Annotated in this window: 23 protein-coding genes and 1 riboswitch; of the genes, 15 read left to right on the forward strand and 8 right to left on the reverse strand. The window is 53.6% G+C overall.

Annotated features, from left to right (window positions below):
* Positions 1–1,578 carry an MBOAT family O-acyltransferase gene (locus tag J2T14_RS26255; RefSeq protein ID WP_307475687.1) on the reverse strand — a complete coding sequence of 526 codons (1,578 nt, stop codon included), beginning with the start codon at positions 1,576–1,578 and terminating at the stop codon, positions 1–3.
* Positions 1,579–1,726: 148 nt separating this feature from the next.
* Between J2T14_RS26255 and J2T14_RS26260 the strand changes: the two genes are divergently transcribed.
* On the forward strand, positions 1,727–1,999 hold the full coding sequence (locus tag J2T14_RS26260) for a PadR family transcriptional regulator (protein WP_373458213.1): 273 nt from the start codon (positions 1,727–1,729) through the stop codon (positions 1,997–1,999).
* A gap of 173 nt (positions 2,000–2,172) precedes the next feature.
* Here J2T14_RS26260 and J2T14_RS26265 read toward each other — a convergent pair whose 3' ends face one another.
* The 5 genes from J2T14_RS26265 to J2T14_RS26285 form a co-directional block, all read right to left on the reverse strand.
* Positions 2,173–3,096, reverse strand: a complete 924-nt coding sequence (locus J2T14_RS26265; RefSeq protein ID WP_307475689.1) for a proline dehydrogenase family protein — start codon at positions 3,094–3,096, stop codon at positions 2,173–2,175.
* A gap of 117 nt (positions 3,097–3,213) precedes the next feature.
* Positions 3,214–4,296, reverse strand: coding sequence for a phosphodiester glycosidase family protein (locus tag J2T14_RS26270; RefSeq protein ID WP_307475691.1), 1,083 nt, complete (start codon positions 4,294–4,296; stop codon positions 3,214–3,216).
* The gene (locus J2T14_RS26275; RefSeq protein WP_307475693.1) at positions 4,293–4,724 is read right to left on the reverse strand and encodes a hypothetical protein; all 432 of its coding nucleotides are present in this window, start codon (positions 4,722–4,724) and stop codon (positions 4,293–4,295) included. Before J2T14_RS26275 ends, J2T14_RS26270 begins: the two co-directional genes overlap by 4 nt.
* 136 nt (positions 4,725–4,860) lie before the next feature.
* Positions 4,861–5,070, reverse strand: a complete 210-nt coding sequence (locus J2T14_RS26280; protein ID WP_307475696.1) for a hypothetical protein — start codon at positions 5,068–5,070, stop codon at positions 4,861–4,863.
* Entirely contained in the window at positions 5,060–6,184 is a 1,125-nt protein-coding gene (locus J2T14_RS26285; protein ID WP_307475699.1) for a tetratricopeptide repeat-containing glycosyltransferase family 2 protein, read from the reverse strand. Before J2T14_RS26285 ends, J2T14_RS26280 begins: the two co-directional genes overlap by 11 nt.
* Positions 6,185–6,768: 584 nt before the next feature.
* On the opposite strand from J2T14_RS26285, the gene J2T14_RS26290 reads away from it, so the two are divergent.
* The 3 genes from J2T14_RS26290 to J2T14_RS26300 all read left to right on the forward strand — a co-directional run bounded on the left by J2T14_RS26290 (position 6,769) and on the right by J2T14_RS26300 (position 10,188).
* On the forward strand, positions 6,769–8,484 hold the full coding sequence (locus J2T14_RS26290; protein WP_307475701.1) for a stalk domain-containing protein: 1,716 nt from the start codon (positions 6,769–6,771) through the stop codon (positions 8,482–8,484).
* 93 nt (positions 8,485–8,577) lie between these two features.
* Entirely contained in the window at positions 8,578–9,564 is a 987-nt protein-coding gene (gene msrB, locus J2T14_RS26295) for a peptide-methionine (R)-S-oxide reductase MsrB (protein ID WP_307475703.1), read from the forward strand.
* Positions 9,565–9,615: 51 nt separating this feature from the next.
* Positions 9,616–10,188: a nitroreductase family protein gene (locus J2T14_RS26300; protein ID WP_307475705.1), complete on the forward strand. Its 573-nt coding sequence runs from the start codon at positions 9,616–9,618 to the stop codon at positions 10,186–10,188.
* Between the two features lie 313 nt (positions 10,189–10,501).
* Here the strand turns inward: J2T14_RS26300 and J2T14_RS26305 are convergent, their stop codons facing one another.
* Both J2T14_RS26305 and J2T14_RS26310 read right to left on the reverse strand, forming a co-directional pair.
* Positions 10,502–11,779, reverse strand: coding sequence for a LysM peptidoglycan-binding domain-containing protein (locus J2T14_RS26305; protein WP_307475707.1), 1,278 nt, complete (start codon positions 11,777–11,779; stop codon positions 10,502–10,504).
* Positions 11,780–11,905: 126 nt separating this feature from the next.
* Positions 11,906–12,589 carry a hypothetical protein gene (locus tag J2T14_RS26310; protein ID WP_307475709.1) on the reverse strand — a complete coding sequence of 228 codons (684 nt, stop codon included), beginning with the start codon at positions 12,587–12,589 and terminating at the stop codon, positions 11,906–11,908.
* 297 nt (positions 12,590–12,886) lie between these two features.
* A riboswitch (purine riboswitch) is annotated at positions 12,887–12,986 on the forward strand.
* 238 nt (positions 12,987–13,224) lie between these two features.
* Here J2T14_RS26310 and purE point away from each other — a divergent pair.
* From purE to purH, 11 genes are all read left to right on the forward strand, one after another.
* Positions 13,225–13,710, forward strand: coding sequence for a 5-(carboxyamino)imidazole ribonucleotide mutase (purE, locus tag J2T14_RS26315; RefSeq protein ID WP_053377464.1), 486 nt, complete (start codon positions 13,225–13,227; stop codon positions 13,708–13,710).
* Positions 13,707–14,894: a 5-(carboxyamino)imidazole ribonucleotide synthase gene (gene purK, locus J2T14_RS26320; protein WP_307475713.1), complete on the forward strand. Its 1,188-nt coding sequence runs from the start codon at positions 13,707–13,709 to the stop codon at positions 14,892–14,894. The genes purE and purK overlap by 4 nt, the downstream gene beginning before the upstream one ends.
* A 7-nt stretch (positions 14,895–14,901) precedes the next feature.
* Positions 14,902–16,197: an adenylosuccinate lyase gene (gene purB, locus J2T14_RS26325; RefSeq protein ID WP_307475715.1), complete on the forward strand. Its 1,296-nt coding sequence runs from the start codon at positions 14,902–14,904 to the stop codon at positions 16,195–16,197.
* A gap of 16 nt (positions 16,198–16,213) precedes the next feature.
* On the forward strand, positions 16,214–17,110 hold the full coding sequence (locus tag J2T14_RS26330; protein ID WP_307475717.1) for a phosphoribosylaminoimidazolesuccinocarboxamide synthase: 897 nt from the start codon (positions 16,214–16,216) through the stop codon (positions 17,108–17,110).
* 586 nt (positions 17,111–17,696) lie between these two features.
* Complete coding sequence (gene purS, locus J2T14_RS26335; protein ID WP_307476050.1) at positions 17,697–17,942, forward strand: phosphoribosylformylglycinamidine synthase subunit PurS; 246 nt, start codon at positions 17,697–17,699, stop codon at positions 17,940–17,942.
* A 4-nt stretch (positions 17,943–17,946) separates the two neighbouring features.
* Positions 17,947–18,642 carry a phosphoribosylformylglycinamidine synthase subunit PurQ gene (gene purQ, locus J2T14_RS26340; protein WP_307475719.1) on the forward strand — a complete coding sequence of 232 codons (696 nt, stop codon included), beginning with the start codon at positions 17,947–17,949 and terminating at the stop codon, positions 18,640–18,642.
* The gene (purL, locus tag J2T14_RS26345; RefSeq protein ID WP_307475721.1) at positions 18,620–20,863 is read left to right on the forward strand and encodes a phosphoribosylformylglycinamidine synthase subunit PurL; all 2,244 of its coding nucleotides are present in this window, start codon (positions 18,620–18,622) and stop codon (positions 20,861–20,863) included. Before purQ ends, purL begins: the two co-directional genes overlap by 23 nt.
* A complete protein-coding gene (gene purF / locus J2T14_RS26350) occupies positions 20,848–22,326 on the forward strand; it encodes an amidophosphoribosyltransferase (RefSeq protein WP_307475723.1) in 1,479 nt (492 codons plus the stop codon). Before purL ends, purF begins: the two co-directional genes overlap by 16 nt.
* A gap of 59 nt (positions 22,327–22,385) precedes the next feature.
* Positions 22,386–23,429 carry a phosphoribosylformylglycinamidine cyclo-ligase gene (purM, locus tag J2T14_RS26355; RefSeq protein ID WP_307206375.1) on the forward strand — a complete coding sequence of 348 codons (1,044 nt, stop codon included), beginning with the start codon at positions 22,386–22,388 and terminating at the stop codon, positions 23,427–23,429.
* Entirely contained in the window at positions 23,429–24,040 is a 612-nt protein-coding gene (gene purN, locus J2T14_RS26360; RefSeq protein WP_307206374.1) for a phosphoribosylglycinamide formyltransferase, read from the forward strand. The genes purM and purN overlap by 1 nt, the downstream gene beginning before the upstream one ends.
* A gap of 129 nt (positions 24,041–24,169) precedes the next feature.
* Entirely contained in the window at positions 24,170–25,717 is a 1,548-nt protein-coding gene (gene purH / locus J2T14_RS26365; protein ID WP_307475726.1) for a bifunctional phosphoribosylaminoimidazolecarboxamide formyltransferase/IMP cyclohydrolase, read from the forward strand.
* Positions 25,718–25,748 lie beyond the last annotated feature (31 nt).

Below are 25,748 nucleotides of genomic sequence, written 5' to 3' on the forward strand. Positions count from 1 at the left end.
CTAAAAGTTAAAATAAATAAATACGCTTGATCTTCCGAGGCAAATGATCGAAACAAACAACGCGACGCTCGTTTTCCAAACAGTTAAGTTATTGACTTTAAAAATCGCCGCAAGCTCAAGCGCATTAGTGGCTTTAAACACAATAATCAACAGCGTCAATAATGTTGCCAAGATGATGAGCGTGCAAAGTATAGTAGGCAAATTCATGATTCCGTCATAATATAAAAGCCCGATCTGCATGACGTCAAATGACTTCGGAATGACCATAGCTTTAAGAATTCGTATCGCCTGCTCCATGCTCGTCGCTCTAAAAATGACCCATGTAAAATTAATAAACAAGAAAGTGATAAGAACGGCAACATAATGGTTCATTTTAAATCCTGTTTTAGTCCAAATCCGATGTATGATGCTTGCGAAGCCGTGCAGGACTCCCCAGATTATAAACAGCCAGGAGGCCCCATGCCAAAATCCGCTTATAAAGAAGGTGATGCCGATATTGAGGTATGTACGATATTCGCCTTTTCTATTTCCCCCAAGAGGCTTATAAATAAACTCTGAAAGCGCTCTGCTAAGGGTGATATGCCAACGGCGCCAAAACTCGCCTATGTTTCTCGCTTTATAGGGTGACTTAAAGTTAGCGGGGAGATCGATATTTAACATTTTGGCTAAGCCGATCGCCATTTCGGAGTATCCGCTGAAGTCAAAATATATTTGAAGCGTATACGCCAAAGCCGTCGCCCATGCCGCGAAAAAACCGATATTCCCCATATTATCAAAGCCGTTATTGGCCCATACGGCTAACGTGTCCGCAATAACTATTTTTTTGAATAGTCCCAATACAAAAATGTAGAAACCCGATGCAATGTTTTCCCAGTTGATGAAGCGTCGCTTATTATCGCCGAATTGCGGCATCAGCTCGCTGTATAATACGATAGGTCCCGCTATAAGATGAGGGAAGAACAATACGCACAAACAATAACGCAGAAAGTCGCTGTTTCTCCATTCATTTCGATAGGAGCTAAGCAAAAAGGCTATCTGCTGAAAGGTAATAAAGCTAATGCCTAAAGGGAGCAATATGTATTTTAACGTATAGCTTGTACCGAATAATGAGTTGAAGTTATCCGCAAAGAAGTCATAGTACTTGTAGTAGCCTAACAGAAAGATATTAAATGCAATTCCTAATATGAATATGAATTTCCGAGACCTTTGATCCGATGAGCTGTTCATCCACTTCGAAATGAGATAATTAATGAGAATGGATGACAGAATGATCCATAAATAAGATACATTAAACCAAGCGTAAAAAACGAGCGATGATAGGACTAAAAAAAAATGTTGAAATTTAAACGATTCGAACTTGGATAGTAAAAAATACCCGGCAAAAACGAACGGGAAAAACCAAAAAATAAATTCATATGAGGCAAATACCATGATACAACGCACTCCTTGATCTCTTTGTTGTTCAAATAGGCCACCCAAGGTCAATTGCAGCCTTGTATCTTTGGGCGCATATTCAAGTAGGAAAACTATACCACTTTTTTCGTGCTTTATAAAGAACAAATAGACACAATATGACATAATACTACTTCGGTAGTCCCAAAGTCAGACTTTGTACACGAAGCGCATAATCGACTATATTGAATTTGACAGAGCTATCTTGTTAAGCAAGGTAGCTTCACTAAATAAAGTATCTTGCAAACAATATAAAAGTAAGGACGAAAAAATCATGTCTCTGAGAAGTCAATTGTTAAAAGGAATTTTGGAAGGATGTATTTTGTCCATTATTGATAAAGAAATGGTATATGGATATGAACTCTCGCAAAAGCTTCAGCAATTTGGCCTGAATGACGTAAGTGAAGGATCCATTTATCCGATATTGTTGCGTCTTCAAAAGGAGAAAATGATTAAGGGGGAAGTGCGGGCTTCCCCGACAGGACCTTTTCATGATCGGTATTATTTTTCTGCCAAGGCTTGTTCCTCCCTTTGGATATGCAATTGAATTTGGCGGATACGTATACCTCATTGGAGGCGTCGCGATTATTTACATTACGAAATGGTTAGACCGCAAATATCGAATAACCAAATAAATCGTTATTGGATTTCCAACAGAGTCCGCCATTTCCTTGCAAATCCGCAACCCGCCTCCAAAGTTGCCGCGAGTCTAACCCAAAGCTACCGGAACATATTCCTCAGCACGAGCATCAGATTGGCGGGTTTCTCGGCCAGCCGGCGCGTGTAATAGGGATACCACATGACGCCGTAAGGGACGTAGCAGCGTATCCGATACCCTTCCTTGGCTAGCTGCGCCTGTTTGTTCGAGCGAAGACCGTAGAGCATCTGGAATTCGAAGCGGCTTTTGTCGATGCCGTTATCGCGTGCATACTGCTTCACCCAGTCGATGATCTGGTCATCGTGCGAGGCGATGGCCGTGTAGACGCCTTCGTCGAGATGAAGCTTCGCGAGCTTCTTCAGTTGGCCGCGCACCTCGCTCATCTGCTGATAGGCGACGGAGTCGCTTTCCTTGTAGGCGCCTTTGACGAGGCGGAGATTGACGTTTTCCCTGATCATATCGGCCGCATCCTGCTCCGTTCGGAACAAGTACGCTTGCAGCACCGTGCCGACATTCGCGAGCCCTTCCTTATGCAGTCTCCGCACGATGTCGATCGTCGCTTGCGTATGCGGGGTATCTTCCATATCGATCCGGACAAAATTGCGGTGATGCCGCGCTTGCTTCACGACATCCCGAATATTGGACAAGCAGGCGTCCTGGTTAAGCGCAAGTCCCATCTGGGTCGGCTTCAGCGAGACGTTGGCGTCGACCTTGCGCTCTGCTATGCCATCGAGCAGCTTCAAGTATTGCTCCTTGTAGGCTGCCGCCTCGCTAAGCTGCTTAATGCCCTCGCCCAAGTGATCGAGCGTAACCATAATGCCAAGCCGATTCAGCGCCTCGGCTTCCTCCAGCGCTTCCGCGAGCGTGTCGCCGGCGATGAACTTGCCAGCCAGCTTCCGTCCATAGCGCATGGACAGCTTCTCGACCACGGGAATGCCGGCGACCGTGAGCAGCGACTTGCGATACCATTTCGTTGCGATGCCCATCTATGCCGCTCCTTTCTTTAGGCGGGTTAGGAGTGTCGTTCCATGGATTATGCTACTAGTATATTCAGCAATGCAAAAAGATCAGCCCCCGAGGGCTGATCTTTTTTGCGGCGATTATCATTTGAAAAACAAAAAGTGCGTTGGCAGCTTACGGAGCTGCCCGTCCGACGGATTGTTAATGACGCGGCCGTTAAACACAAGGGAGGAAGAGCCTCCTCCATCGAGGTTGTAGCCGTCAACAGCGCCGAACCGCTGGAGCAGCAGCTGCAGCTCGCCAAGCGTTGCGCCGGAGCTGCCCGATTCATTGTAGCCGTCCACGACGAGGAACAGGAGCTGATCGTCCTTGTAGTTCGCCACGACGGTACGCGGAGCACGCTTCGGGCTCGTCTGCCATTTGGTCGGGATCTTCGTAGGCGCTCCGTTCCTTAGCAGAACGGGGACGAACGACGCGCCGAACTTCGGCTTCTTCGCATCGAGCTGCTGCCGGCTATTGAATTTGCCACCGATCAGCTCGTTGTTGTCGTTCAGCCCGACGAAGAACAGATCGGCATAGGTCGCCTCGAACCCGCCGGTATATTCGCCGTCTACGATCGTCGTGCTAAGCGGATAGCGCTTGCCGCCGCCGTCGGCGAAACCGCCCGCATTCACGCCGGCGACTGCCTTATGCCTTTTCACTGCGGCTAGCGTCGTCTCGGATGAGCCGATGCTGTCTTTGCCTAGCGTCATCGTCATCGCGCGGTCAGACTTCAGCTGCACCTTCAGCGCATAGTACTTAAAGTTCTCCGCCTGCTTGTAGAAGAGCTGGGCGCGGAGCTTGTCCGATTCGATCGTTGAAGCAGGCTTGCCGAGCTTGCCCGTTATGTTGCGGTCGTAGATCAGGAGCGGCTTCATCGCATTCGAGGCGGCCATGGACGAGATTTTCGCCATTTCCGCATTCGTCTGGTTGTACAGCTTCAGCTGTTTCTGAATCGACTGCCTCGTCTCGGCTGCGATCAGATTAGCGATATCCAGTCCCGCCGACGCTTCCTCAACCTTGGCGGAATCAAGCGGCGCTTGCTCGGCAATAGCTGCCGGAAAAGCAGCTTTCGATAACGACACAACGATATCGGATATGAGCAGCCACAGCATAATGCCGAGAAAAGGAGCGACGGCGAGCAGGGTGGTCCGATTGAAGCTTTTGACGGTCAAGTTCGTAATCATTTGAGCACTTCCAGGCTTTTTTGCAGTTCGTTCAGCTGTTTCTTCACTTCATTCAATTGCGTGTACAGCTTGTTGCTGTTATCCGTCTTCGAATCGGCATTATCCTTCGTGAAGGTCAGAAGCTCGTTCAGAGCATCGACTTTTGCCCCCAGATCGGCAATATCGGCTGTATAGTTGGTCTCCAGCTCTTTCATGCGCGCCTCGTAGGTTTGCTGCATCGCCGTTATTTGGCTGGCGGTTTGCCGCTCGAGGCTTGCGCTAATATTTTGCTGGATACGGTCGGTGTACCACTTGGCCCCGTAAATACCGGAGGAAATCAGGACGAGCCATAGGCAGGCAAACAGGATTAATGCCCGGCCGTTTCTCTTCTTGCGGCGTGTCATATCGGTGCTGACGCCCGCTCTCGAATCCAAAGCGATATCGTTCATATGTATGCGTTCACCTCTCTTGTTTGTAATTAGCGAAGAAGAACGGATGAACGGAACTGCAGATTGAACCTCTCAAATAGATTAGACCGTATTTTAACCCGAATGGTTGCGGATGTCACCTAATTGTAACAAAGCTTTAACGGATGCGGGCATAATCCGAGGTGCCAATACGTGCCAGCTGCAAAAAATAACGCCATATGCCGGTCCGCCAATGGTGACATTGGCAGCCGAACATATGGCGATTGCGCTTAACGCTTAACGAACCATCCGAGCAAATGGCTAATAAATCGGGCGTCTGGCGGACGGGGCTGCCGATCAGAATACGCGGAGGCTTGTCAGTTGCCATCGGCATCGGCCTCGCCTTCAGCGGCATCGGCTGCGTTCTTGGCAAGAACTGTGCTGAAATAGGCGCGGTTGCCCAGCATTCTCGGATCCTCGGGACGATACTGCAAAGCGATCTCGTTATGCCGGCAGGCAAGCTCGTACTGGCCGATGCGGTCGTAGCAGACGCTAAGCTGCAGGTGCGGAAGCCATGTCGAGCAGGCAGGGTTGACGAAGCCGAGATGATTGTCCGGCAGCTTCAGCTCGGTCGCCATGTTGTACCAAACGATTGCGCTGTTGTAATTGTGGTTGTTCAGAAAATGGTAGCCGATGCGGCAGCAGAACTCCGCTCTCGGCAAGTCGTATTGCAAGGAACGAAGCGACGATTCCAGCTCCATCTGCGAATCGCCGAGCGCATGGTAGCAATCGGCCAGCTTGCCGCAGGTTGAAATATTGTCCTCGATCCAGCCTTGCCCGGTAGCAAGGAACGATTCGTAATATTGGATCGCTTTCGTATATTGCGCGTGATCCTTAAGCTCGTTAGCGAAGTAATACAGGTCGCGAGGCGACAACTGCTCGCCGGCGGCGACGCGCTTTTCGTAAATTTTCAAATTACGGTCCGAGTCTCGCTCATGGTTCGTGCTTCTATGCGTAACGGCTATATCGCTGTTCATAATGGCGCCGTTCACTTGAAGGTATTCATGGACTTGCCCGATCCAGCGAAAATGCCGCTCGCGCTTGACCAATCTATTGCGGCGGAGGCTGAATGTCACATTGCCGAATTCGTCCTCGCTGAGATTGTACGGCATCGTAACCGAATCAATGGAGGGGTCTAACGACTGTTTAAGCGCGAGCAGCTTGTCTCGATCTTCCTGCTTCAGCACATCGTCGGCATCCAGCCACAAAATATAGTCTTTGGTCGCCTGGTCGAACGAATAGTTGCGCGCAGCGCTAAAATCATCGATCCATTCGAATGTAAACTTATTGTCGGTATATCGCGCAATGATCGCTTGCGTATTATCCGTCGAGCCTGTATCGACGATGATAAGCTCATCGGCCAGATCCGCTACCGTATCGAGACAGCGGCCGATAATGTCCTCTTCATCCTTCACGATCATGCATAGGCTAATCGTAATCAACGTAAGACGCCCTCCATTTTAGAAGAAATGGCATACGCTGATTGTTATTCATCGGGGAGCTGGAAAATGAATGATTTTCGCTAAGGCAGCGTCTGTTTTTGGTAAACCGTGTCATAAGAGTCGGGGCGTTATATTGTTCGTACCATCCGATGAGCTTAAACTAAGCTAAACTTAACGGTCCCCGCTAACGTCTATGTTGGATAATTGCATTAACTTTTGCCGATTTAGTGGTTCTCAGACCCTATAATGGATTTTCGCACTAACTTTCCTTCGGGAAGCTTCATTCAAGCCGTTCAAGAGCGAAGTTGATGCAAAAATCCAATATAGCAACGAGTCGGGCTTCTTAGGGGCTCTCTATCCTGCAGAATTCCAACATAGCAGTCCTATCAAGTAACCAGCAACAACAATCCCGAAATACCCTCCTTGGTGGAAAATAATTGAATACCTCGTATACTCCGTAACATTCCTTATCCTGATGACGTCTAACTTTCGCCAGATTGCGAAAGTTTTTTTGCCAATAGAGAGGGGATCTTACGATCAAAGGACAGCAAAGACCGACAATACGATGTGGACAGAAGCCTAAAATGAACAGGATTGTTGCTTTATCGCTAGCTCTTTTCATTACAACTGCGGGATGGGGGCATCAGGCTGAAGCGGCGGAACGCAAGCCTGCCCGGATCGTGTTCGTACACGGAGAGAAGCGGGTCAGCGTGAACGGGATCGTGAAGCCGACCGCCGCTCCGATGCCTGTGGTCAAAGGAGTCACGATGATTCCGATCCGCTTGATCGCGTCGGCTATCGGAGCGAAAGTATACAACGACAAGACCGGCACCCATATCGATACATATGCCAACAGAGTGACATTGAACGTGAATATGCGAGGCGCTAGACGCAACGATAGCTATAAGCTATTAGCAGCGCCAGCCGTAAGTATCAACGGGACGCTGCATATTCCGGTATCGGCTATCTCGCAGCTTTGGACAGGCTCTTATGCATTCGATAAGACGAATGCGCAGCTTTCCATTATTATTCAGCCCGATCCGAACGTCCTGCCGGTGGCTGATTTCAATCTGCCGATCGAGGTTAAACGCGGGGAGCGGGTTTTGACGCAAGACCTTAGTTACGATCCCGATGGCAAAATAGCAAAGGTAGAGTGGACGGGTTATAAAGAGGTTTATTTTGAAGCGGGAACTTATACGATCACGCAAAAGGCATACGACAACGACGGAGACAGCAGCACGCTAACCCGAGAGCTCAAGGTGACGGACGAGGTCCTGTACACGCCGTTCGAATACTATATGCGCTTCGGCAACCCCGGAGCGATGTTCGATGTGGACACAAGGCTGATGAATACGTACGAGGAAGCGGCCGTAACCGTGACGAGGGGCGGACGCACCCTGTATATGTCCAACGCGCCGGAACGTTTTTATGACGAAGGCTTGCTGTACGAGGACGAGCTTGAAGGGGCTGGGCGCCTGTTCATCCATCACTGCAACGGATCCTCTGAGCGAATGAAGCTAGCGGTTGTCGTTACGAACGAGCAGAGCGAAGCGGTTCAACTGACGATCGGCAACCGGGGGCTCGCAGGCCCAAGCCATAATGCGCTTCAATTCGGATATGCCGCCGTCAAAAGGTATTTAACGGGAGCAGAGCCGCGCGTTATGACCATCGAGCCTTATTCTTCCGCTGTCCTGCTGCCCGAGCTCGACAATATCGTGATGGACCCTAACGGCGGCTTCTCCGGCTTGCTTGATGTCGATTCGGACGGTCCGCTCACCTATACGACGATGGCGCTGAAGGAGAGCACGGATCCGCTTGATGTTGTCGGAAATCTTCCTAGCCTCGATAAGGTGGGCAATCGCGGGACGTTCGCGGAAACGGACTTATCGCTTGTCGTGAATGAACCGCTAGGGATTACGGCGAGGAAGCTGCGCCTAGGGCATCGCGGTACATCGATAACCGGAATCGACGCCATGACGGGACAAGCAACGGTTGACGGAGGCGAATACGGCGCCGTCAATACGATCAAGCTGACTGACGTTGCATACGGTACGCGTATTCTGTTCAATCCGCGGGCGGGCAACTTCCTTGGCGCGATCGAAGTGAACGGCAAAGTCATCTCGGTGCCGGCCGGCGGCTTCGCCGATCCGTCGAAAGGCGTCCTGCTGCACCATCAGAAAATGCCGGAGGGAGATGCCGCGCTGCTGGCGCCTCCGGAGGTAACGATTCGCTTCTCGTCGCCGGGCGCGAGCTCGCTGCCGGTTCTGCTCGTTATTTTGCCGGGAAGCTTATTTGAATAAAGGTCTTGCCGTATCCTTTGTTGTATGCCCCTCTTGTCATGTATAATAGGAGAGAAAGTTTCTCAATCTACACGTCATTGGAGGGAGATCAACATGGATCAACCATTAACGAATAATAGCGGCAAGGGCCGCACGGAACAAGCCGCATTCGCAGGGGGATGCTTCTGGTGCATGGTATCGCCTTTCGAGGAAATGCCGGGGATCATCTCGGTCGTCTCCGGTTATACGGGCGGGCATAAGGAAAATCCGACGTACGAGGAGGTATGCTCCGATACGACGGGGCACGCGGAGGCGGTTCTCATTACTTACGATCCGGACGTGTTCCCGTACGAGAAGCTGCTGGACATCTTCTGGCGCCAGATCGATCCGACGGACGCGGGCGGCCAGTTCCATGACCGGGGCGATTCCTACCGGACGGGCATCTTCTATTTTACGGAGGAGCAGCGCAAGCTGGCGGAAGCTTCGAAGCAGGAGCTGGCGGCAAGCGGGCGCTTCGACAAGCCGATCGTGACCGAGATCGAACCGGCGGGCCCGTTCTATGCGGCCGAGGATTACCACCAAGGCTACCATAAGACGAATCCGTTCCGTTACAAAATGTACCGCAAAGGCTCGGGACGCGACGCCTTCATCTCGCAGAACTGGACGATGCGCAAGGACGCCGCCGAGTTGAAGCAAAGATTAACGCCTATTCAATACGAGGTAACGCAAAATAGCGGAACCGAGCGCCCGTTCACGGGGGAATATTGGGATCATACCGAGGATGGCATCTATGTCGATATTGTATCGGGCGAGCCGCTATTCAGCTCGCGGGACAAATACGATGCCGGTTGCGGATGGCCGAGCTTCACGAAGCCGCTGCAGGCTGCGTCAATTAAGGAGCACACGGATACGAGCCATTATATGGTGCGCGTAGAAGTCAGAAGCAAGGAAGCCGATTCCCATCTGGGCCATGTGTTCGACGACGGCCCGCAGCCGACGGGACTGCGATACTGCATCAATTCGGCCTCGCTCCGTTTCGTAGCGAAAGACGATTTGGAGAAGGAAGGCTACGGGGAATATCTCCATTTGTTCAAAGATTAATGGGCACGGCAGGCAGTCGAAAGCAAACATATGGGTTGAGGAGAGTGCGTCATGCAATTGGAAGAGGCGATTCAGGGACGAAGATCGATTGGGAGAGTGAAAAATGATCCCGTTCCGCGGGAAGCAATCGAGAAGCTGCTGGATGCGGCGGTATGGGCACCAAACCATTTTAACACGCAGCCTTGGAAGTTTATCGTGATGACGGGCGAGGGCAGATCGGCTTTGGGCAACGGATACGCCAAAGTCGCGGCAGCGCAGCTGCCCGAGCTAAGCGGGGAAGAGCTTGAGGAGCGACTGGCGAAGGAGCGGACGAAGGCGTTCCGTTCTCCGGTTGTAATCGCGGCAGTATGCTCGCCGTCCGAAGACCCTCGCGCCGTATTGGCCGAGGAATTAGCCGCCGCTCATTGCGCGGTGCAGAATCTGCTGTTAGCCGCTCATGCGAACGGGCTTGGCGCGGTATGGCGATCGGGCGATCCGATGTACCACCCGGCGATGAAGGAAGCGTTCGACCTCTCCGAGGCGGAACGGCTCGTCGGGCTGATCTTTATCGGCTATCCCGATATGACTGCCCCTGCCGCCAAACGTGCGCCGGCTTCCGAGAAGACGGTTTGGCTGGAGCAATAAAAGCAAAAAAAGGCTGTCCGAGCGGTTCTGGTCTAATCCAGCCTGCATATCGGACAGCCTTTTTGATGCGGTATGGAGGCTATATTGGATATTTGCAGGATAAAGCCGCCTCTGGAGGCAATATAGACGTCTATGATGGATAATTGCAGGAACTTCGCCCATTAAAGGGGGGGAAGGCTCGCTATCGGAGGATAGTTAATGCAGATATCCAACATAGGTTCGGAAACATCTCGTTATCGCTCGAAGTTACTGCCGGATCCAACATAGCATTGGGGCATTCGGGTTGCTCAGGGCAAGGAATAGGATTTAGGAGTTAAACCAGCTTCTTAATCGTAAAGTTGGCATTCAGAACGTACCAGTTCTGCGGGAACGCAACGCCAAGCACCCAGTAGCTGACGCCTCGCAATCGGTACATTTTCACGATATTGAACTTTGCTTGCACGCTGCGGGCGTCCTCGAACCAGACCGTATGCTCGCGTGCCTGCTCGTCGTAGTAATTGTAGTAAGGCGATTGGCTCTCGGCATCGTATTTGATCTCCGCGCCGTACTTCGCCGCGCGCCGAACCGCTTCCTGCGGGCTGACCGTAGGCGCCCACTTGCCGCCCTGCACGTAAGGGAGCGTCCAATCATAGCCGTACAGAGGCATGCCCATCATGATTTTATTGGCCGGTATGACGGTAAGAGCATAATTAAGCACCTTGACGACCTCATTGAGCGGAGCGACGGCACGCGGCGGTCCGCCTGACCAACCCCACTCATAGGTCATCAAGATGACAAAATCGACAATTCTCCCGTGAGCCGCATAGTCATGCGCCTCGTACAAAGTGCCGGTTTGCTCCGCGCTAATCTTCGGGGCCAGCGCCGTGGATACGAGATAGCCGCTCGGGTGCAGTCTATCAACGAGATTTTGCAGAAAAGCGTTATAAAGCGCGCGGTCGGCAGGAGGCACGTATTCGAAGTCGACGTTGAGCGCCAGGTAGCCCTTGTTTTTCATGACGGCCAGTATATCGGTTATAAGCCGTTCTTGAACCGTCTCATTGGACAGGACGGCATGGGCGATATCGGGACTGAAGGTGCCGTTCTCGAAGTTTGTGATCACCATCATCGGCGCGACTCTATGTTGATACCCCGCCCGGATAATCGCCGAATCATCCAGCGAAGCCATTGAACCGTCAAGCTGGACGCGATAGCTGAACGGGCTTAAGTACGTCAAGTACGGGCCGATCTCGTTCACGATGCCGACGCCGGTCTCTCCGAATTTCTCCGTGTAGGCGTTCACCTCCGTCAACGGTTTCGTAGATGGCGGAATCGTTATGATCTGGCCGGGATAGATTAACGCCGGATTTCGGATTTCATTAACGGCCAAGAGCTCCTGCAGCGAGAGTCCGTACCGGTGCGCGATTAACCACAGACTTTCGCCTGCCAAGACCTTATGGCTGGTCGCCTGCCGAGGAATGATGATCGCTTGGCCGATTACGAGCGGTTCTTCGCCGGATAGGCCGTTCGCCGCGAGTATGTCATTCAGAGGGACGCCGAATTTCTGCGATAGCTCCCAGAGCGTATCCCCCCTTTGCACGACATGTATATGCATGCTTGCCGCTCCTCCTTGTCGGTACAATTAGTTACCTGCATTTGTCATTGAAGACGCTAATCTATATGTATTCAAGAAGAGCCGTTCCTAGTCTGCGCAAGCGCAGCTTGGAACGGCTCTACTCGATCAATAAAAGTCTATTCTTCGTCTTCGTCGGCCAAGACGACGTCGAGAATAGTCGTCTGTCCGTTCGGAGAAAGCGGCGCTTAGCACGCTGCCCTTGAGATCAATAAAGTCTTTATTGAAATTATTTGCATTCGTTGAGGTAAAGAATAAGAAGCGAAGGGAGGAAGCGGCCGTAATCCCAAGGAGAGAGAACAGCGTCGCGGCAGGCACGAAAAAATCGATGAAGGAATTGCCCGTTCCGCCGAACGCGGATCCATCCTCGACCTCCTTCGCGCGAGCGACGCCGAAGTTGATGATCGGCACGCTGAAGCTCGGGACGCCTCTGCCATCTGCGCCTTCAGCCTGATCGTTGAAGCTGTTCGGAATTTGAACCGTGTTCGGGACAAGCTCGAGCGTATTGTCCAATCCATTGACGGTGAGCGACCATTCATAAGTAGAAGCAACGCCGTCGGTGTCGAATAGAACGCCCCATGCGAAGTTGAGGAAGCCGTTTCTGAACCTTGGATCGGCATTAAGCCTCATGCGAAAATAAACGTTCGTGCCGTCGTAAGCGTAATAAGCGGCGGGGAACGAGCTGTTACCGACAATATCCGTCTCGTCCGGAAACGCATCTCTAGCAGGATCGGTGACGGGTACGCCGTCCAGCGTTACCGGTACGTATTGATTGTCATTCGGAAAAGACATCTATATCCTCCTATGAACATATATCGCGAGTCCACGTGATCGCGGTTGCTGTTTATAAACTATGCGCTTGCATCATGCGATGTAAGCGGGCGAAAGCCCTTTTTTTGGGCATTCTGTTCTGATTTTCCGATCGATTTATTCAAAAAAACGAACCTTTATAAAACTTCGTCTTTTAATGTTCGTATTTTATTGACAGTGCTATGGCGATTAGATAAACTAGAGTAGGCTTGAGGCGGAGCATACTGCCTTAGGTACGCGACTTGTTCGCCAAGTTTCGACTATTACGGTTAAAGCTAGCGAAAAGGATTTATTATAACTCGTATATTTTCGGGAGAAGGCCCGAATGTTTCTACCCGGAAACCTTAATTTCTGGACTACGAGCGCAAGCGGAACGATCGATATAAGCGGTAAGAGGCCATGTTGCTAACATACAGGTTGCTTCTCAGACGGAGCAGCCTTCTGTTGTCTCAAAGGTTAAGGCAGCATACGATCTAGCCCGGCTTATCGATCACACGCAAGGGGAGCAGCGAGCCTCAAGGCTGCTTCCGCGCTCTTGTCCCGAAGCATACCTGGTTACGGTGCTTGCGGGCTTTTTCTGTTTCATACATTCTATAGATGAAAGTGGGTTTGATCGCATGTCTGCGAAGGTAGGCGTCATCATGGGCAGCAAATCGGATTGGGACACAATGAAATTAGCCTGCGACGTTCTGGAGGAGCTTCAAATTCCTTATGAGAAAAAGGTCGTGTCGGCGCATCGGACGCCGGATTTGATGTTCGAATACGCGGAAACGGCGGTGGAACGCGGGCTTAAGGTTATTATTGCCGGAGCCGGCGGAGCTGCGCATTTGCCCGGCATGGTCGCTGCGAAGACGATTTTGCCGGTTATTGGCGTTCCGGTCAAGTCCTCGAATTTGAGCGGATTGGATTCGCTGCTCTCCATCGTGCAAATGCCCGGCGGCATTCCCGTAGCGACGGTAGCGATCGGCAACGCCGGCGGTACGAACGCAGGCTTGCTGGCCGCGCAAATGCTCGGCGCGTTCGATCCCGAAGTGCAAGCGCGCGTAGAAGCGCGCCGCGAGCGCATCAAGCAGGAAGTGCTGGAAAGCAGTGAAACGCTATGAGCAGCGGTGCGGGCAATAAGCCGTCCGCAGAGAGCGTGAAGACGCTGCTTCCGGGCAGTACGATCGGCATTCTCGGCGGCGGCCAGCTCGGCCGCATGATGGCGAACGCGGGCAGCGCGATGGGCTACCGGTTCATCGCGCTGGATCCGACGCCGGATGCGCCATGCGGGCAAGTATCGGAGCAGATCATCGCGGCATATGACGACCGCGAAGCGGCCCGCGAGCTTGCGAAGCGCTCGGATGTCATCACCTACGAGTTCGAGAACGTCGATGCCGAAGTCGCAGCGATGCTGATGGCGGAATCGTACGTGCCGCAAGGCAGCGAGCTGCTCTATACGACGCAGCATCGGCTGCGCGAGAAGCAAGCGATCGAAGCGGCGGGCGTTCGCGTCGCGCCCTACAGCGAGATTCGAAGCGTGGACGAGCTTCGCGAAGCGGTTGGCCGCTTTGGTACGCCATGCGTGCTGAAGACGGCGATGGGCGGCTACGACGGCAAAGGCCAATGGGTCATCCGCAGCGAAGGAGAAATCGTCGAAGCCTACGAGACGTTATCGCGTGCGGGCGTACAGCTCGTACTGGAGCAGTTCATCCGGTTCGACAAAGAATTGTCGGTAATCGCGGCGAGAAGCCCGCAGGGCGAAATAAAAGCGTTCCCGCCTGCGGAAAATATTCACGTCGATAATATATTGCACTTATCCATCGTGCCGGCCCGCATCGGCGAGGACGTGCAGCGCGAGGCAGAACGGCTGGCGATGCGCATTGCCGAAGGGCTTGGCGTCGTTGGATTGATCGCGGTAGAGCTGTTCGTTACGGCGGACGGCGAGCTGTTCGTCAACGAGTTGGCTCCGCGGCCGCATAACAGCGGCCACTATACGATGGAAGCTTGCCGGACGTCGCAGTTCGAGCAGCATGTGCGCGCGGTATGCAATTTGCCGCTTGGCGATACGGCGCTCATGAGCCCGGTCGTTATGGTAAATGTGCTCGGGCAGCATGTAGAGCCGCTGCTTGCGCTTATGGCGCGGCAGGATGAGTCGGCGGAGCGGTTGAACGTTGCGCCGAAGGTGCATCTGTACGGGAAGAAGGAAGCGGTATTCAAGCGGAAGATGGGCCATGTGAACGTTCTTGCCCCTACGACCGACGCAGCATTGGAATGGATTCAAGAAACGAATATTTGGAAGGTGTGAATCGTTTATGTTAGAGCGTTACAGCAGACCGGAAATGAGAGCGATCTGGACAGAGGAGAACAAGTTCAACGCTTGGCTCGAAGTTGAATTATGCGCATGCGAGGCTTGGTCCGAGCTTGGCGCGATTCCGAAGGAAGACGTCGCGGCGCTTCGCAAGTCGGCGGCATTCGATATTGACCGCATCTACGAAATCGAGCTGGACACGCGCCATGACGTGATCGCGTTCACGCGCGCCGTATCCGAGAAAGCGGGCCCTGAAGGCAAATGGGTACACTATGGCCTCACTTCGACCGACGTTGTCGATACGGCTAACGGATACCTGCTGCTTCAAGCCAATGCGATTTTGTTCAAAGACATCGAGCGTTTCATTGAAATCCTACGCGACAAAGCGATCCAATATAAAGATACGCCTATGATGGGCCGTACGCATGGCGTTCATGCGCAGCCGACGACTTTCGGTCTGAAGGTAGCGCTCTGGTACGAGGAAATGAAGCGCAACCTGGAGCGTTTCCAGCATGCGGCCGACGGCGTTCAGTTCGGCAAAATGTCCGGCGCCGTAGGCACGTTCGCGGATATCGATCCGTTCGTCGAAGAATTCGTGTGCAAGAAGCTTGGCATCTCGGCTGCTCCGATCTCGACGCAAACGCTGCAGCGCGACCGTCATGCGGAATATATGGCGACGCTGGCGCTTATCGCGTCCTCGCTCGACAAGTTCGCAACGGAAATTCGCGCCCTGCAGAAGAGCGAATTCCGTGAAGTGGAAGAGCCTTTCGCGAAAGGTCAAAAAGGATCCTCGGCCATGCCGCACAAACGCAACCCGATCGGCTGCGAGAACATTTCCGGTCTTGCCCGCGTCATTCGCGGACATATGCTGACGGCTTACGAGAACATTCCGCTCTGGCATGAGCGCGACATCAGCCACTCTTCGGTTGAACGCATTATTTTGCCGGATGCTACGATGCTGCTTAACTACATGCTGAACCGTCTGGGCAACATTATCAACAACTTGACGGTGTTCCCGGAGAACATGAAGCGCAACATGCAAGCGACTTACGGCGTGCCTTTCTCCGGCCGCGTGTTGACCAAGCTGATCGACAAAGGCTTCAGCCGCGAGAAAGCGTACGACACGGTTCAACCGCGCGCGATGCAAGCTTGGGAAACGCAACGTCAGTTCCGCGATATCATCAGCGAGACGGAAGAGATTACGAGCATGCTGTCGGCTGAGGAAATCGACGATTGCTTCAACCCGGCATGGCATTTGAAGCATGTCGACACGATCTTCGCGCGTCTTGGATTGATCTAGGGGAGGGTGGGCTATTATGACCGTGCAATCGCAAGCTTTGTCAACCGCTGTCGATTACGTTAAGGCTCCTCTTATTTATAAAGGCAAGGTGCGGGAATTGTACGATCTCGGCGAGCATTTTCTGATCGTCGTGACGGACCGCATCTCGGCATTCGATTATGTGCTCGACCCGGCCGTGCCGGATAAAGGCAATGTGCTGAACCGCCTGTCGGCGTACTGGTTCGAGCAGACGGCTAACATTCAAGAAAACCATGTCGTGCATACGGACGTGGAGAAGCTTGGCGACCTCGTTACCGAGCCCGAGCTGCTTCGCAACCGCATCATGGTGTCCCGCAAAGCGGAACGCATCGATATCGAATGCGTCGTGCGAGGCTATATCACGGGCAATGGTTGGAGACAATACCAGCAAACGTCCGCGATCAACGGCATCGAGCTTCCTGCGGGACTTCGCAAAAACGAGCGCTTCCCGGCGCCGATCTTCACGCCTGCGGCTAAGAACGACGCCGGCCACGACGAGGACATCCCGTTCGCGAAGATGGCCGAGATGGTCGGCGCTGAACTTGCGGAAGAGCTTCGCGACCACAGCATCAAGCTCTATGAATTCGCGCATGATTATTGCGCGAAGCACGGCATCATTCTTGCCGATTGCAAATTCGAATTCGGACTTATCGACGGCAAAGTCATTCTGATCGACGAAATATTCACGCCGGACTCGTCCCGTTTCTGGGCGGAGGGCAACTACGCCTTCGACATCGAGATCGACAGCATGGACAAGGAGCCGGTTCGCACGTATTTGCTAGGCTCCGACTGGGATCGCGACAGCAAGCCTGCTCCGCTTCCCGAATCCGTCGTAGCGGCGACGACCGCCCGCTACCGCGACATCTACCGCCGCCTCGTCGGCGTTGAACTATAAAGGTTTGTCTAGTCTGATGCAAGCGCGCCGTTTGGTTGGATTTCGTCCAGTCTAAAGTAACATTTATCTTTTTTTTCTCACTTTGACTGTAAACATCCAATCAAAAGCGCCTGTTTCCCGGTTTTCGAGCCTTTGGCTCCCATTTGACTGTACAAAATACAGCCAAATGCAGGTTTTGGCTCTAAACGCTCGATTTGACTGGATGAAATCCAGCCAAATCACCGCAGCCAACGGAGTGCGGCTGCTCAATTAAGCATGGCAGTGGTGTACCCCGCGGCCGTCTCAAAACAGTAACCAATCTCTTTCACAGCCAGCGGGCGCGCAAGCGCAAAGCGCGGCTGTCCAAGCTTCACCGACCACCCCGCAGCGGCTTTTGAGTTTATGGAAAATGGGTAAGAGAGGGAAGCAAGGGTTGTTGTCGTAGAGCGACAGCGCTCGCGTCTAGCTATCGTAAATTTACACATGAAGGTGTAATTAAAAATTTACGATTGCTAATGCGACGGAGACAATTACCCTTGCGCACTCGCGAACGATCCCTTTTCCCAGCTCATGCCCGCAAAGGGAAAACTCACATTTCCAGGAGGCTATTATGAAGGCAACCGTCTATGTCACGATCAAAGAAAACGTTTTGGATCCGCAAGGAACAGCCGTACAAGGCGCGCTTCACTCGATGGGCTTCGCCGAAGTCGGCAAAGTGCGCATCGGCAAATACTTGGAGCTTGAGCTTGATACGAACGACCGCGCAGAAGCCGAAGCGCGCATCAAAGTGATGTGCGAGAAGCTGCTTGCGAACACGGTTGTCGAAGATTACCGTTTTGAGCTGGAGGGATAAGACGATGAAGTTTGCGGTTCTTGTATTTCCAGGCTCCAATTGCGACATCGACTGTTACAAGGCGGTTGAAGAAACGATCGGCCAGCCTGTCGACTACGTATGGCATACGGCTACCGACCTATCCGCATACGATGCGATTCTCGTGCCGGGCGGATTCTCCTACGGCGACTACTTGCGCTGCGGCGCTATCGCGCAATTCGCGGCTGTCATGAACGAAGTGAAGAAAGCTGCCGACCAGGGCAAGTTCATTCTTGGCATTTGCAACGGATTCCAAATCTTGACCGAGGCTAGACTGCTTCCCGGCGCTTTGATCCGCAATAACGGATTGAAATTCCGCTGCCACCAAACGCAGCTTGAGGTCGTTAACAACGGTACGGCATTCACGAACCAATACTCGCAAGGCGAGATGATCACTATTCCGATCGCTCACGGCGAAGGCAATTACTTCTGCGACGAGGCGACGCTGGCTGAACTGAAAGCGAACAACCAAATCGTATTCCGCTACGCAGGCGACACGAACCCGAACGGTTCGGTAGAGAACATCGCGGGCATTAGCAACAAAGCGGGCAACGTAGTCGGCATGATGCCGCATCCGGAGCGCGCAGTCAACCAATTGCTCGGCTCGGAAGACGGCAAACGGATGTTCACATCGATTTTGAATGCATGGAGGGAACAACATGGCGCAGCAGTTAACGGCTAAAGAACCAACGGCGGATCAAATTGCCGATCAGAAAATTTACAGCCAATTTGGCGTATCCGATTACGAATATGAGCTTATTTGCGGATTCCTCGGCCGTAAGCCTAACTATACGGAGATCGGCGTATTCAGCGTCATGTGGTCCGAGCATTGCTCGTACAAGAACTCCAAACCGATCCTGAAAAAATTCCCGATCACGGGCCCTCGCGTCCTCATGGGACCGGGCGAAGGCGCAGGCATCGTCGATATCGGCGACAACCAAGCGGTCGTGTTCAAGATCGAATCGCATAACCATCCGTCGGCGGTTGAGCCTTTCCAAGGCGCTGCTACGGGCGTAGGCGGCATTATCCGCGACATTTTCTCGATGGGCGCACGTCCGGTTGCTCTTCTGAACAGCCTTCGTTTCGGCAATCTGGAGAATGAGCGCGTTAAATATTTGTTCGAGCATGTCGTCAGCGGCATCGCGGGCTACGGCAACTGTATCGGTATCCCTACCGTTGCGGGCGAAGTCATGTTCGACGAGAGCTATGAAGGCAACCCGCTCGTTAACGCGATGTGCGTAGGACTTATCGATCACGATAAAATTCAACGCGGCGTAGCGAAAGGGGTAGGCAACCCGGTATTTTACGTGGGTCCTGCAACGGGCCGCGACGGTATCCACGGCGCGACTTTCGCTTCCGTCGAGCTGTCAGAAGAATCCGAAGAGAAGCGTACGGCGGTACAAGTCGGCGATCCGTTCATGGAGAAGCTCGTTATGGAAGCGACGCTTGAGCTGATCGATTCCGGTATCGTGCTTGGCATTCAAGATATGGGCGCGGCTGGACTTACTTGCTCCAGCGCGGAGATGGCTTCGAAAGCGGGCAACGGCCTTGAGCTGTACCTGGACGAAGTTCCGCAACGCGAAACAGGCATGACGCCTTACGAAATGATGCTTTCCGAGTCGCAAGAGCGCATGCTGTTCGTCGTTGAACCGCAGCATGAAGCGCAAGCGAAAGAAATTTTCGACCGTTGGGGCATTATTTGCGCCAAAGTCGGCAAAGTAACGGATGACGGACGTCTTCGTTTGTTCCACCAAGGCGAAGAAGTGGCGGATATGCCGGTCAAAGCGCTCGTCGACGAGTGCCCGGTTTATGAGAAGCCTTCTGCAGAGCCTGCTTACTATCGCGACAATGCGAAAGTGGACACGGCTGCTTTTGCCGAAATCACGGATTTGAACGGCGCTTTGGAAAAGGTGCTTGCTTCCCCTACGGTTGCGAGCAAAGAGTGGGTATATAATCAATACGACTACATGGTTCGTACGTCGACGGCTGTTCAGCCGGGCTCCGACGCGGCAGTCGTGACGATTCCCGGCACGCGCAAGGCGCTTGCGATGACGACGGACTGCAACGGTCGTTATGTATATTTGGATCCGGAAGTCGGCGGACGCATCTCCGTTGCCGAAGCGGCGCGCAATATCGTTTGCTCCGGCGCAGAGCCGCTTGCGATTACGGACAACCTGAACTTCGGCAACCCGGAGAAGCCTGAAGTGTTCTGGCAGCTTGAGAAAGCGGCAGACGGCATGTCCGAAGCTTGCGTCGTGCTCGATACGCCGGTTATCGGCGGCAACGTCAGCTTGTACAACGAGAACGCGAAAGGCGCGATCTACCCGACGCCGGTTATCGGCATGGTTGGTCTCGTGCACGACGTCGACCACATTACGACGCAAGGCTTCAAAGCCGAAGGCGACGTAATCATCCTGATCGGCGAGACAAAAGCAGAGTTCGGCGGCAGCGAGCTGCAATACGTGCTCGAAGGCGCACCTAGCGGACGTCCGCCGGAAATCGATCTCCCAACGGAGAAAAAAGTAATCGGAGCCGTGCTTGGCGCGATTCAAAAAGGCCTTGTCGCATCGGCGCATGACTTGTCCGAAGGCGGCATCGCGGTAGCTGCGGCAGAATCGTGCATCAGCGGCGGACTTGGCGCAGAGATCGCTTTGTCGACCGAGCTTCGCGCGGATCAATTGCTGTTCAGCGAATCGCAATCGCGTATTCTGCTCTCGGCTAAGCCTGACAATGCTGCGGCATTGACGGCTTACCTGAACGAGCAAGGCGTTATCAACGCTACAGTCGGTACGGTTAAAGGCAGCAGCCTTTCCATCAACGTAAATGGCAAGTCCGGCATCAACGCGCCGGTCAAACAACTGGAGAAGGTCTGGAAGGATGCGATTCCATGTCTGATGAAATAAGCAAACCTTTGCTTTGGACGGGAGATCATTATAACGAGGGTATCGGTCGTGACGATATTTTCGACAAACTGCGTGAAGAGTGCGGCGTCTTCGGGGTATTCAATATCCCGGCGGCGTCGAGCCTCTCTTATTACGGCCTGCATGCGCTTCAGCATCGCGGCGAAGAAAGCGCGGGTATTTGCACGGTCGATACGGCTAACGGCAATGCCTTCGCTTACCACCGCAACATGGGGCTTGTTAAGGAAGTGTTCGGCAAGGACGAGCTTGACCATCTGAAAGGCGACCGGGCGATTGGCCACGTTCGTTATTCCACGGCTGGAGAGAGCAAGCTGGCGAATGCGCAGCCGCTGATCTTCCGCTATCGCGACGGTGACCTTGCCGTTGCAACGAACGGCAACATCGTCAATGCGCCGGAAATCCGCAAGGAGCTTGAGATGTCGGGATCGATCTTCCAGACATCAAGCGACACGGAGGTTATTGCGCATCTGATCGCTCGTTCCTCGAAGGACTTCGAGACGGCGGCGAAGGAAGCTTTGCAGCGTATTGTCGGGGGCTTCGCCTTCCTGATCATGACGAACGATAAACTGCTCGTCGCTTCCGATCCGAACGGACTTCGTCCGCTTGTGATGGGACGCATCGGCGACGGATTCGTATTCTCGTCGGAATCTTGCGCGTTCGAGTCGATCGGCGCGGAATATGTGCGCGATGTGCAGCCGGGCGAATTGCTGATCTTCGACGCTGACGGCATGCGTGAAGACCGTTATGCCGAAGTGGAGCGCCGCGCGACTTGCGCGATGGAATACATTTATTTTGCCCGCCCGGACAGCGATATTAACGGAATCAACATTCACTCGGCGCGCAAACGGATGGGGCGTCAGCTTGCGCAGGAATCGTTCGTGGACGCGGATATTGTAACGGGCGTGCCCGATTCCAGTATTTCGGCCGCGATCGGTTATGCCGAGCAAACGGGTATTCCTTATGAGCTTGGACTTATCAAAAATAAATATACAGGCAGGACGTTCATCCAGCCTTCCCAAGAGCTGCGCGAGAAAGGCGTAAAGATGAAGCTTTCCGCCGTTCGCAAAGTCGTGGAAGGCAAACGCGTCGTCATGATCGACGATTCGATCGTGCGCGGCACGACCTCGCTTCGTATCGTGAACCTGCTTCGCGAAGCAGGAGCGACCGAGGTGCATGTGCGGATTACGTCGCCGCCTTTCAAAAACCCGTGCTACTACGGCATCGATACCCCTGACCGCAAGGAGCTGATCGCTTCGTACCGGACGGTAGAGGAGATCCGGAAGCAGATCAACGCGGACTCGTTATCTTTCCTAAGCGATGAAGGATTCGTGGAATCGGTCGGCGGCAATGACGGAGCTTACAACCGTGGTATGTGCCTGGCCTGCTTCGATAACGATTATCCGACGCCGGTGAACGAAGAATCGGACAAAAGCTGCAGCTGCTAGAACGAGGCAGAGCGTGGCAGAAATAAAGCATGCATTACATTTTAAGGAGTTGACCGAAAGTGTCAGAAGCGTACAAAAAAGCCGGCGTCGATATTGCGGCGGGCAATGAAGCGGTTGAACGGATGAAGAAGCATGTCAAGCGCACCTACCGTCCGGAGGTTATGGCGGAGCTTGGCGGCTTCGGAGGCTTGTTCGGCCTGAACAAGGACAAGTACGAGGAGCCTGTTCTCGTATCCGGAACGGATGGCGTCGGCACGAAGCTGAAGCTTGCTTTTGCCATGGACAAGCATGACACGATCGGCATCGACGCGGTAGCGATGTGCGTGAACGATATTATCGTGCAAGGCGCCGAGCCTTTGTTTTTCCTCGATTACTTGGCATGCGACAAGGTCGTGCCCGAGAAGATCGAAGCGATCGTTGCCGGTATTTCCGAGGGCTGCGTGCAAGCGGGCTGCTCGCTGATCGGCGGGGAAACGGCAGAGATGCCGGGCATGTACTCGGAAGGTGAATACGACATCGCCGGTTTCACGGTCGGTATCGTAGATAAGAAAAAAATGATCGACGGCTCGACCATTGCGGCGGGTGACGCGGTTATCGGCTTCGCATCGAGCGGCATTCACAGCAACGGCTTCTCGCTCGTTCGCCGCTTGCTGCTTGAGGAAGCCGGCTACTCTTTGGAGCAGACGCTCGAAGAGCTTGGCGGAGCTCGACTAGGCGACGTATTGATCGAACCAACTCGCATTTACGTGAAATCGGCGCTTAAGCTGATCGAGCAAGTGAACGTGAAGGGCATGGCGCATATTACGGGCGGCGGCTTCATCGAGAACATTCCGCGCGTGCTGCCGGAAGGCGTTAACGTCGATATCGCTTACGGCTCGTGGCCGATTCTGCCGATCTTCGGCTTGATGCAGGAGAAGGGCAACATTACGAACCGCGATATGTTCACCACGTTCAACATGGGCGTTGGTTTGGTCGTAGTGGTACCGGCGGATCAAGCGGAGACTGCGCTGCGCGTAGCGGCGGAGCTTGGCGAGGAGGCTTACCGTATCGGAACGGTTACGGAAGGAAGCCGCATCGTAACGTTTACGGGAGCGGACGTATAATGGCATCGCTTCGCATCGCCGTCTTTGCTTCGGGACAAGGCACGAACTTCCAAGCGATCGTGGATGCGGTGCAAGAGGGGAAGCTCGATGTAACCATCGAGCTTCTTGTTTGTGACAAGCCTGCGGCTCCCGTTGCGGAGCGCGCGCGGAAGGCGGGCGTGGACACGTTCCTGTTCACGCCGAAGGAGTATCCGTCTCGCGAAGCTTACGAGACGGAAATTATCGCCGAGCTGCAGCGCCGCGGCGTTGAGCTCATTGTGCTGGCCGGCTACATGCGGATCATTACATCGGTGCTGGTTGAGCCGTTTTACGGCCGGATGATTAATATTCATCCGGCGCTGCTGCCGGCTTTCCCAGGCGTGAACGGCATCGGCCAGGCGCTGGCTTACGGCGTCAAGCTGACCGGCGTCACCGTCCACTATGTGGACGGCGGCATGGACAGCGGGCCGATCATCGCGCAAGTCCCGGTAGAGGTGGCGAGCGACGATACGGAATCGTCGCTCGCCGAGCGCATTCACGCAGCGGAGCAAGCGCTGCTGCCAAGCGTCATCCAGCTCATCGCGGAGAACCGCGTGTCGCTGGATGGAAGGCATGTGACAATCCGCCGCTAGTTGGCGGACGGAACGTGGCGAAGCTGACCGAATAGAGCTAGAAATTAGCTCTATTCCACAAACTAAGGTTAGTTTCAGCGAAATAAAGCTAAAAAATTGTTGTTCCATATAGATGAGGAGGAATTTGGCGTGGCTATTCGCAGAGCGTTAATCAGTGTTTCGGATAAGACCGGCATCGTGGAGTTTTCACGCGAGCTGGCGCAGCAAGGCGTGCAAATTATTTCGACAGGGGGTACGTTCAGCCTGCTTCAGAAGGAAGGCGTACCGGTTATCGGCATTTCCGACGTGACGGGTTTCCCGGAAATTCTCGACGGACGAGTGAAGACGCTGCACCCGGCGGTACATAGCGGCCTGCTCGCCGTTCGCGACGACGAAGAGCATCAGAAGGCGATGAAGGAGCTTGGCCTCGACTACATCGACCTCGTTATCGTTAACTTGTACCCGTTCAAAGAAACGATCGCGAAGCCGGACGTTTCGTACGAGGACGCGATCGAGAACATCGACATCGGCGGCCCGACAATGCTTCGTTCGGCAGCCAAGAACCATGCGTTCGTAACGGTCGTTGTCGACGCTGGCGACTATGGCACGATTCTGGAAGAAGTAAAAGCGCAAGGCGACACGACGCTCGAAACGCGCAAACGTCTCGCTGCCAAAGTGTTCCGGCACACGGCTGCTTACGACTCCCTCATCTCGGATTACCTCTCGAAGCAAATGGGCGAGCCGCTTCCCGAGACGTACACGGTTACTTACGAGAAGGTGCAAGACCTTCGCTATGGCGAAAATCCGCATCAGAAGGCTGCTTTCTACAGCAAGCCGCTTGCTGCTGAGGGCAATATCTCCACAGCCAAGCAATTGCATGGCAAGGAGCTATCCTACAATAACATTAGCGACGCGAACGCGGCGCTTGGCATCCTGAAAGAGTTCGACGAGCCGGCGGTAGTTGCGGTTAAGCACATGAACCCTTGCGGCGTAGGCATCGGCGCAACGATCCACGAAGCGTATGAAAAAGCGTACGCGGCTGACCCGACGTCGATCTTCGGCGGCATCGTAGCGGCTAATCGTACGATCGGCGCGGACACGGCTGAGCTGCTCGGCAGCATTTTCCTGGAAATCATTATCGCGCCGGACTTCACGCCGGAAGCGCTCGACATTCTGACGAAGAAGAAAAATATACGTCTTCTCACGCTAGGCGCACTCACTTCGGCGGCAGAACGCCAACCGGAATGGATCGTTACTTCGGTAGCTGGCGGCATGCTCGTGCAAGAGAGCGACGTGCATAGCGTGACGGAAGCCGATCTGCAATTCGTCACTGACCGCAAGCCGACGGAAGAAGAGCTGAAGCAATTGCTGTTCGGATGGAAAGTCGTCAAGCATGTGAAGTCGAACGCGATCCTTCTAGCGAAGGACGATATGACAGTTGGCGTAGGGGCCGGTCAAATGAACCGCGTAGGCGCAGCTCGCATCGCGATCGAGCAAGCAGGCGAGAAGGCTAAAGGAGCCGCGCTAGCTTCCGATGCGTTCTTCCCGATGGGAGATACGGTTGAGCTTGCTGCCAAAGCGGGCATTACGGCGATCATCCAACCGGGCGGCTCGATCAAGGACGAGGAATCGATCGCAGCGGCTAACGCAGCCGGCATCGCGATGGTATTCACCGGCGTTCGCCACTTCAAACACTAATGATTGAAATAGGGGCACAGCCGTGCCCCTT

It is taken from the genome of Paenibacillus harenae, from assembly GCF_030812415.1.
Classification (GTDB): domain Bacteria; phylum Bacillota; class Bacilli; order Paenibacillales; family Paenibacillaceae; genus Pristimantibacillus; species Pristimantibacillus harenae_A.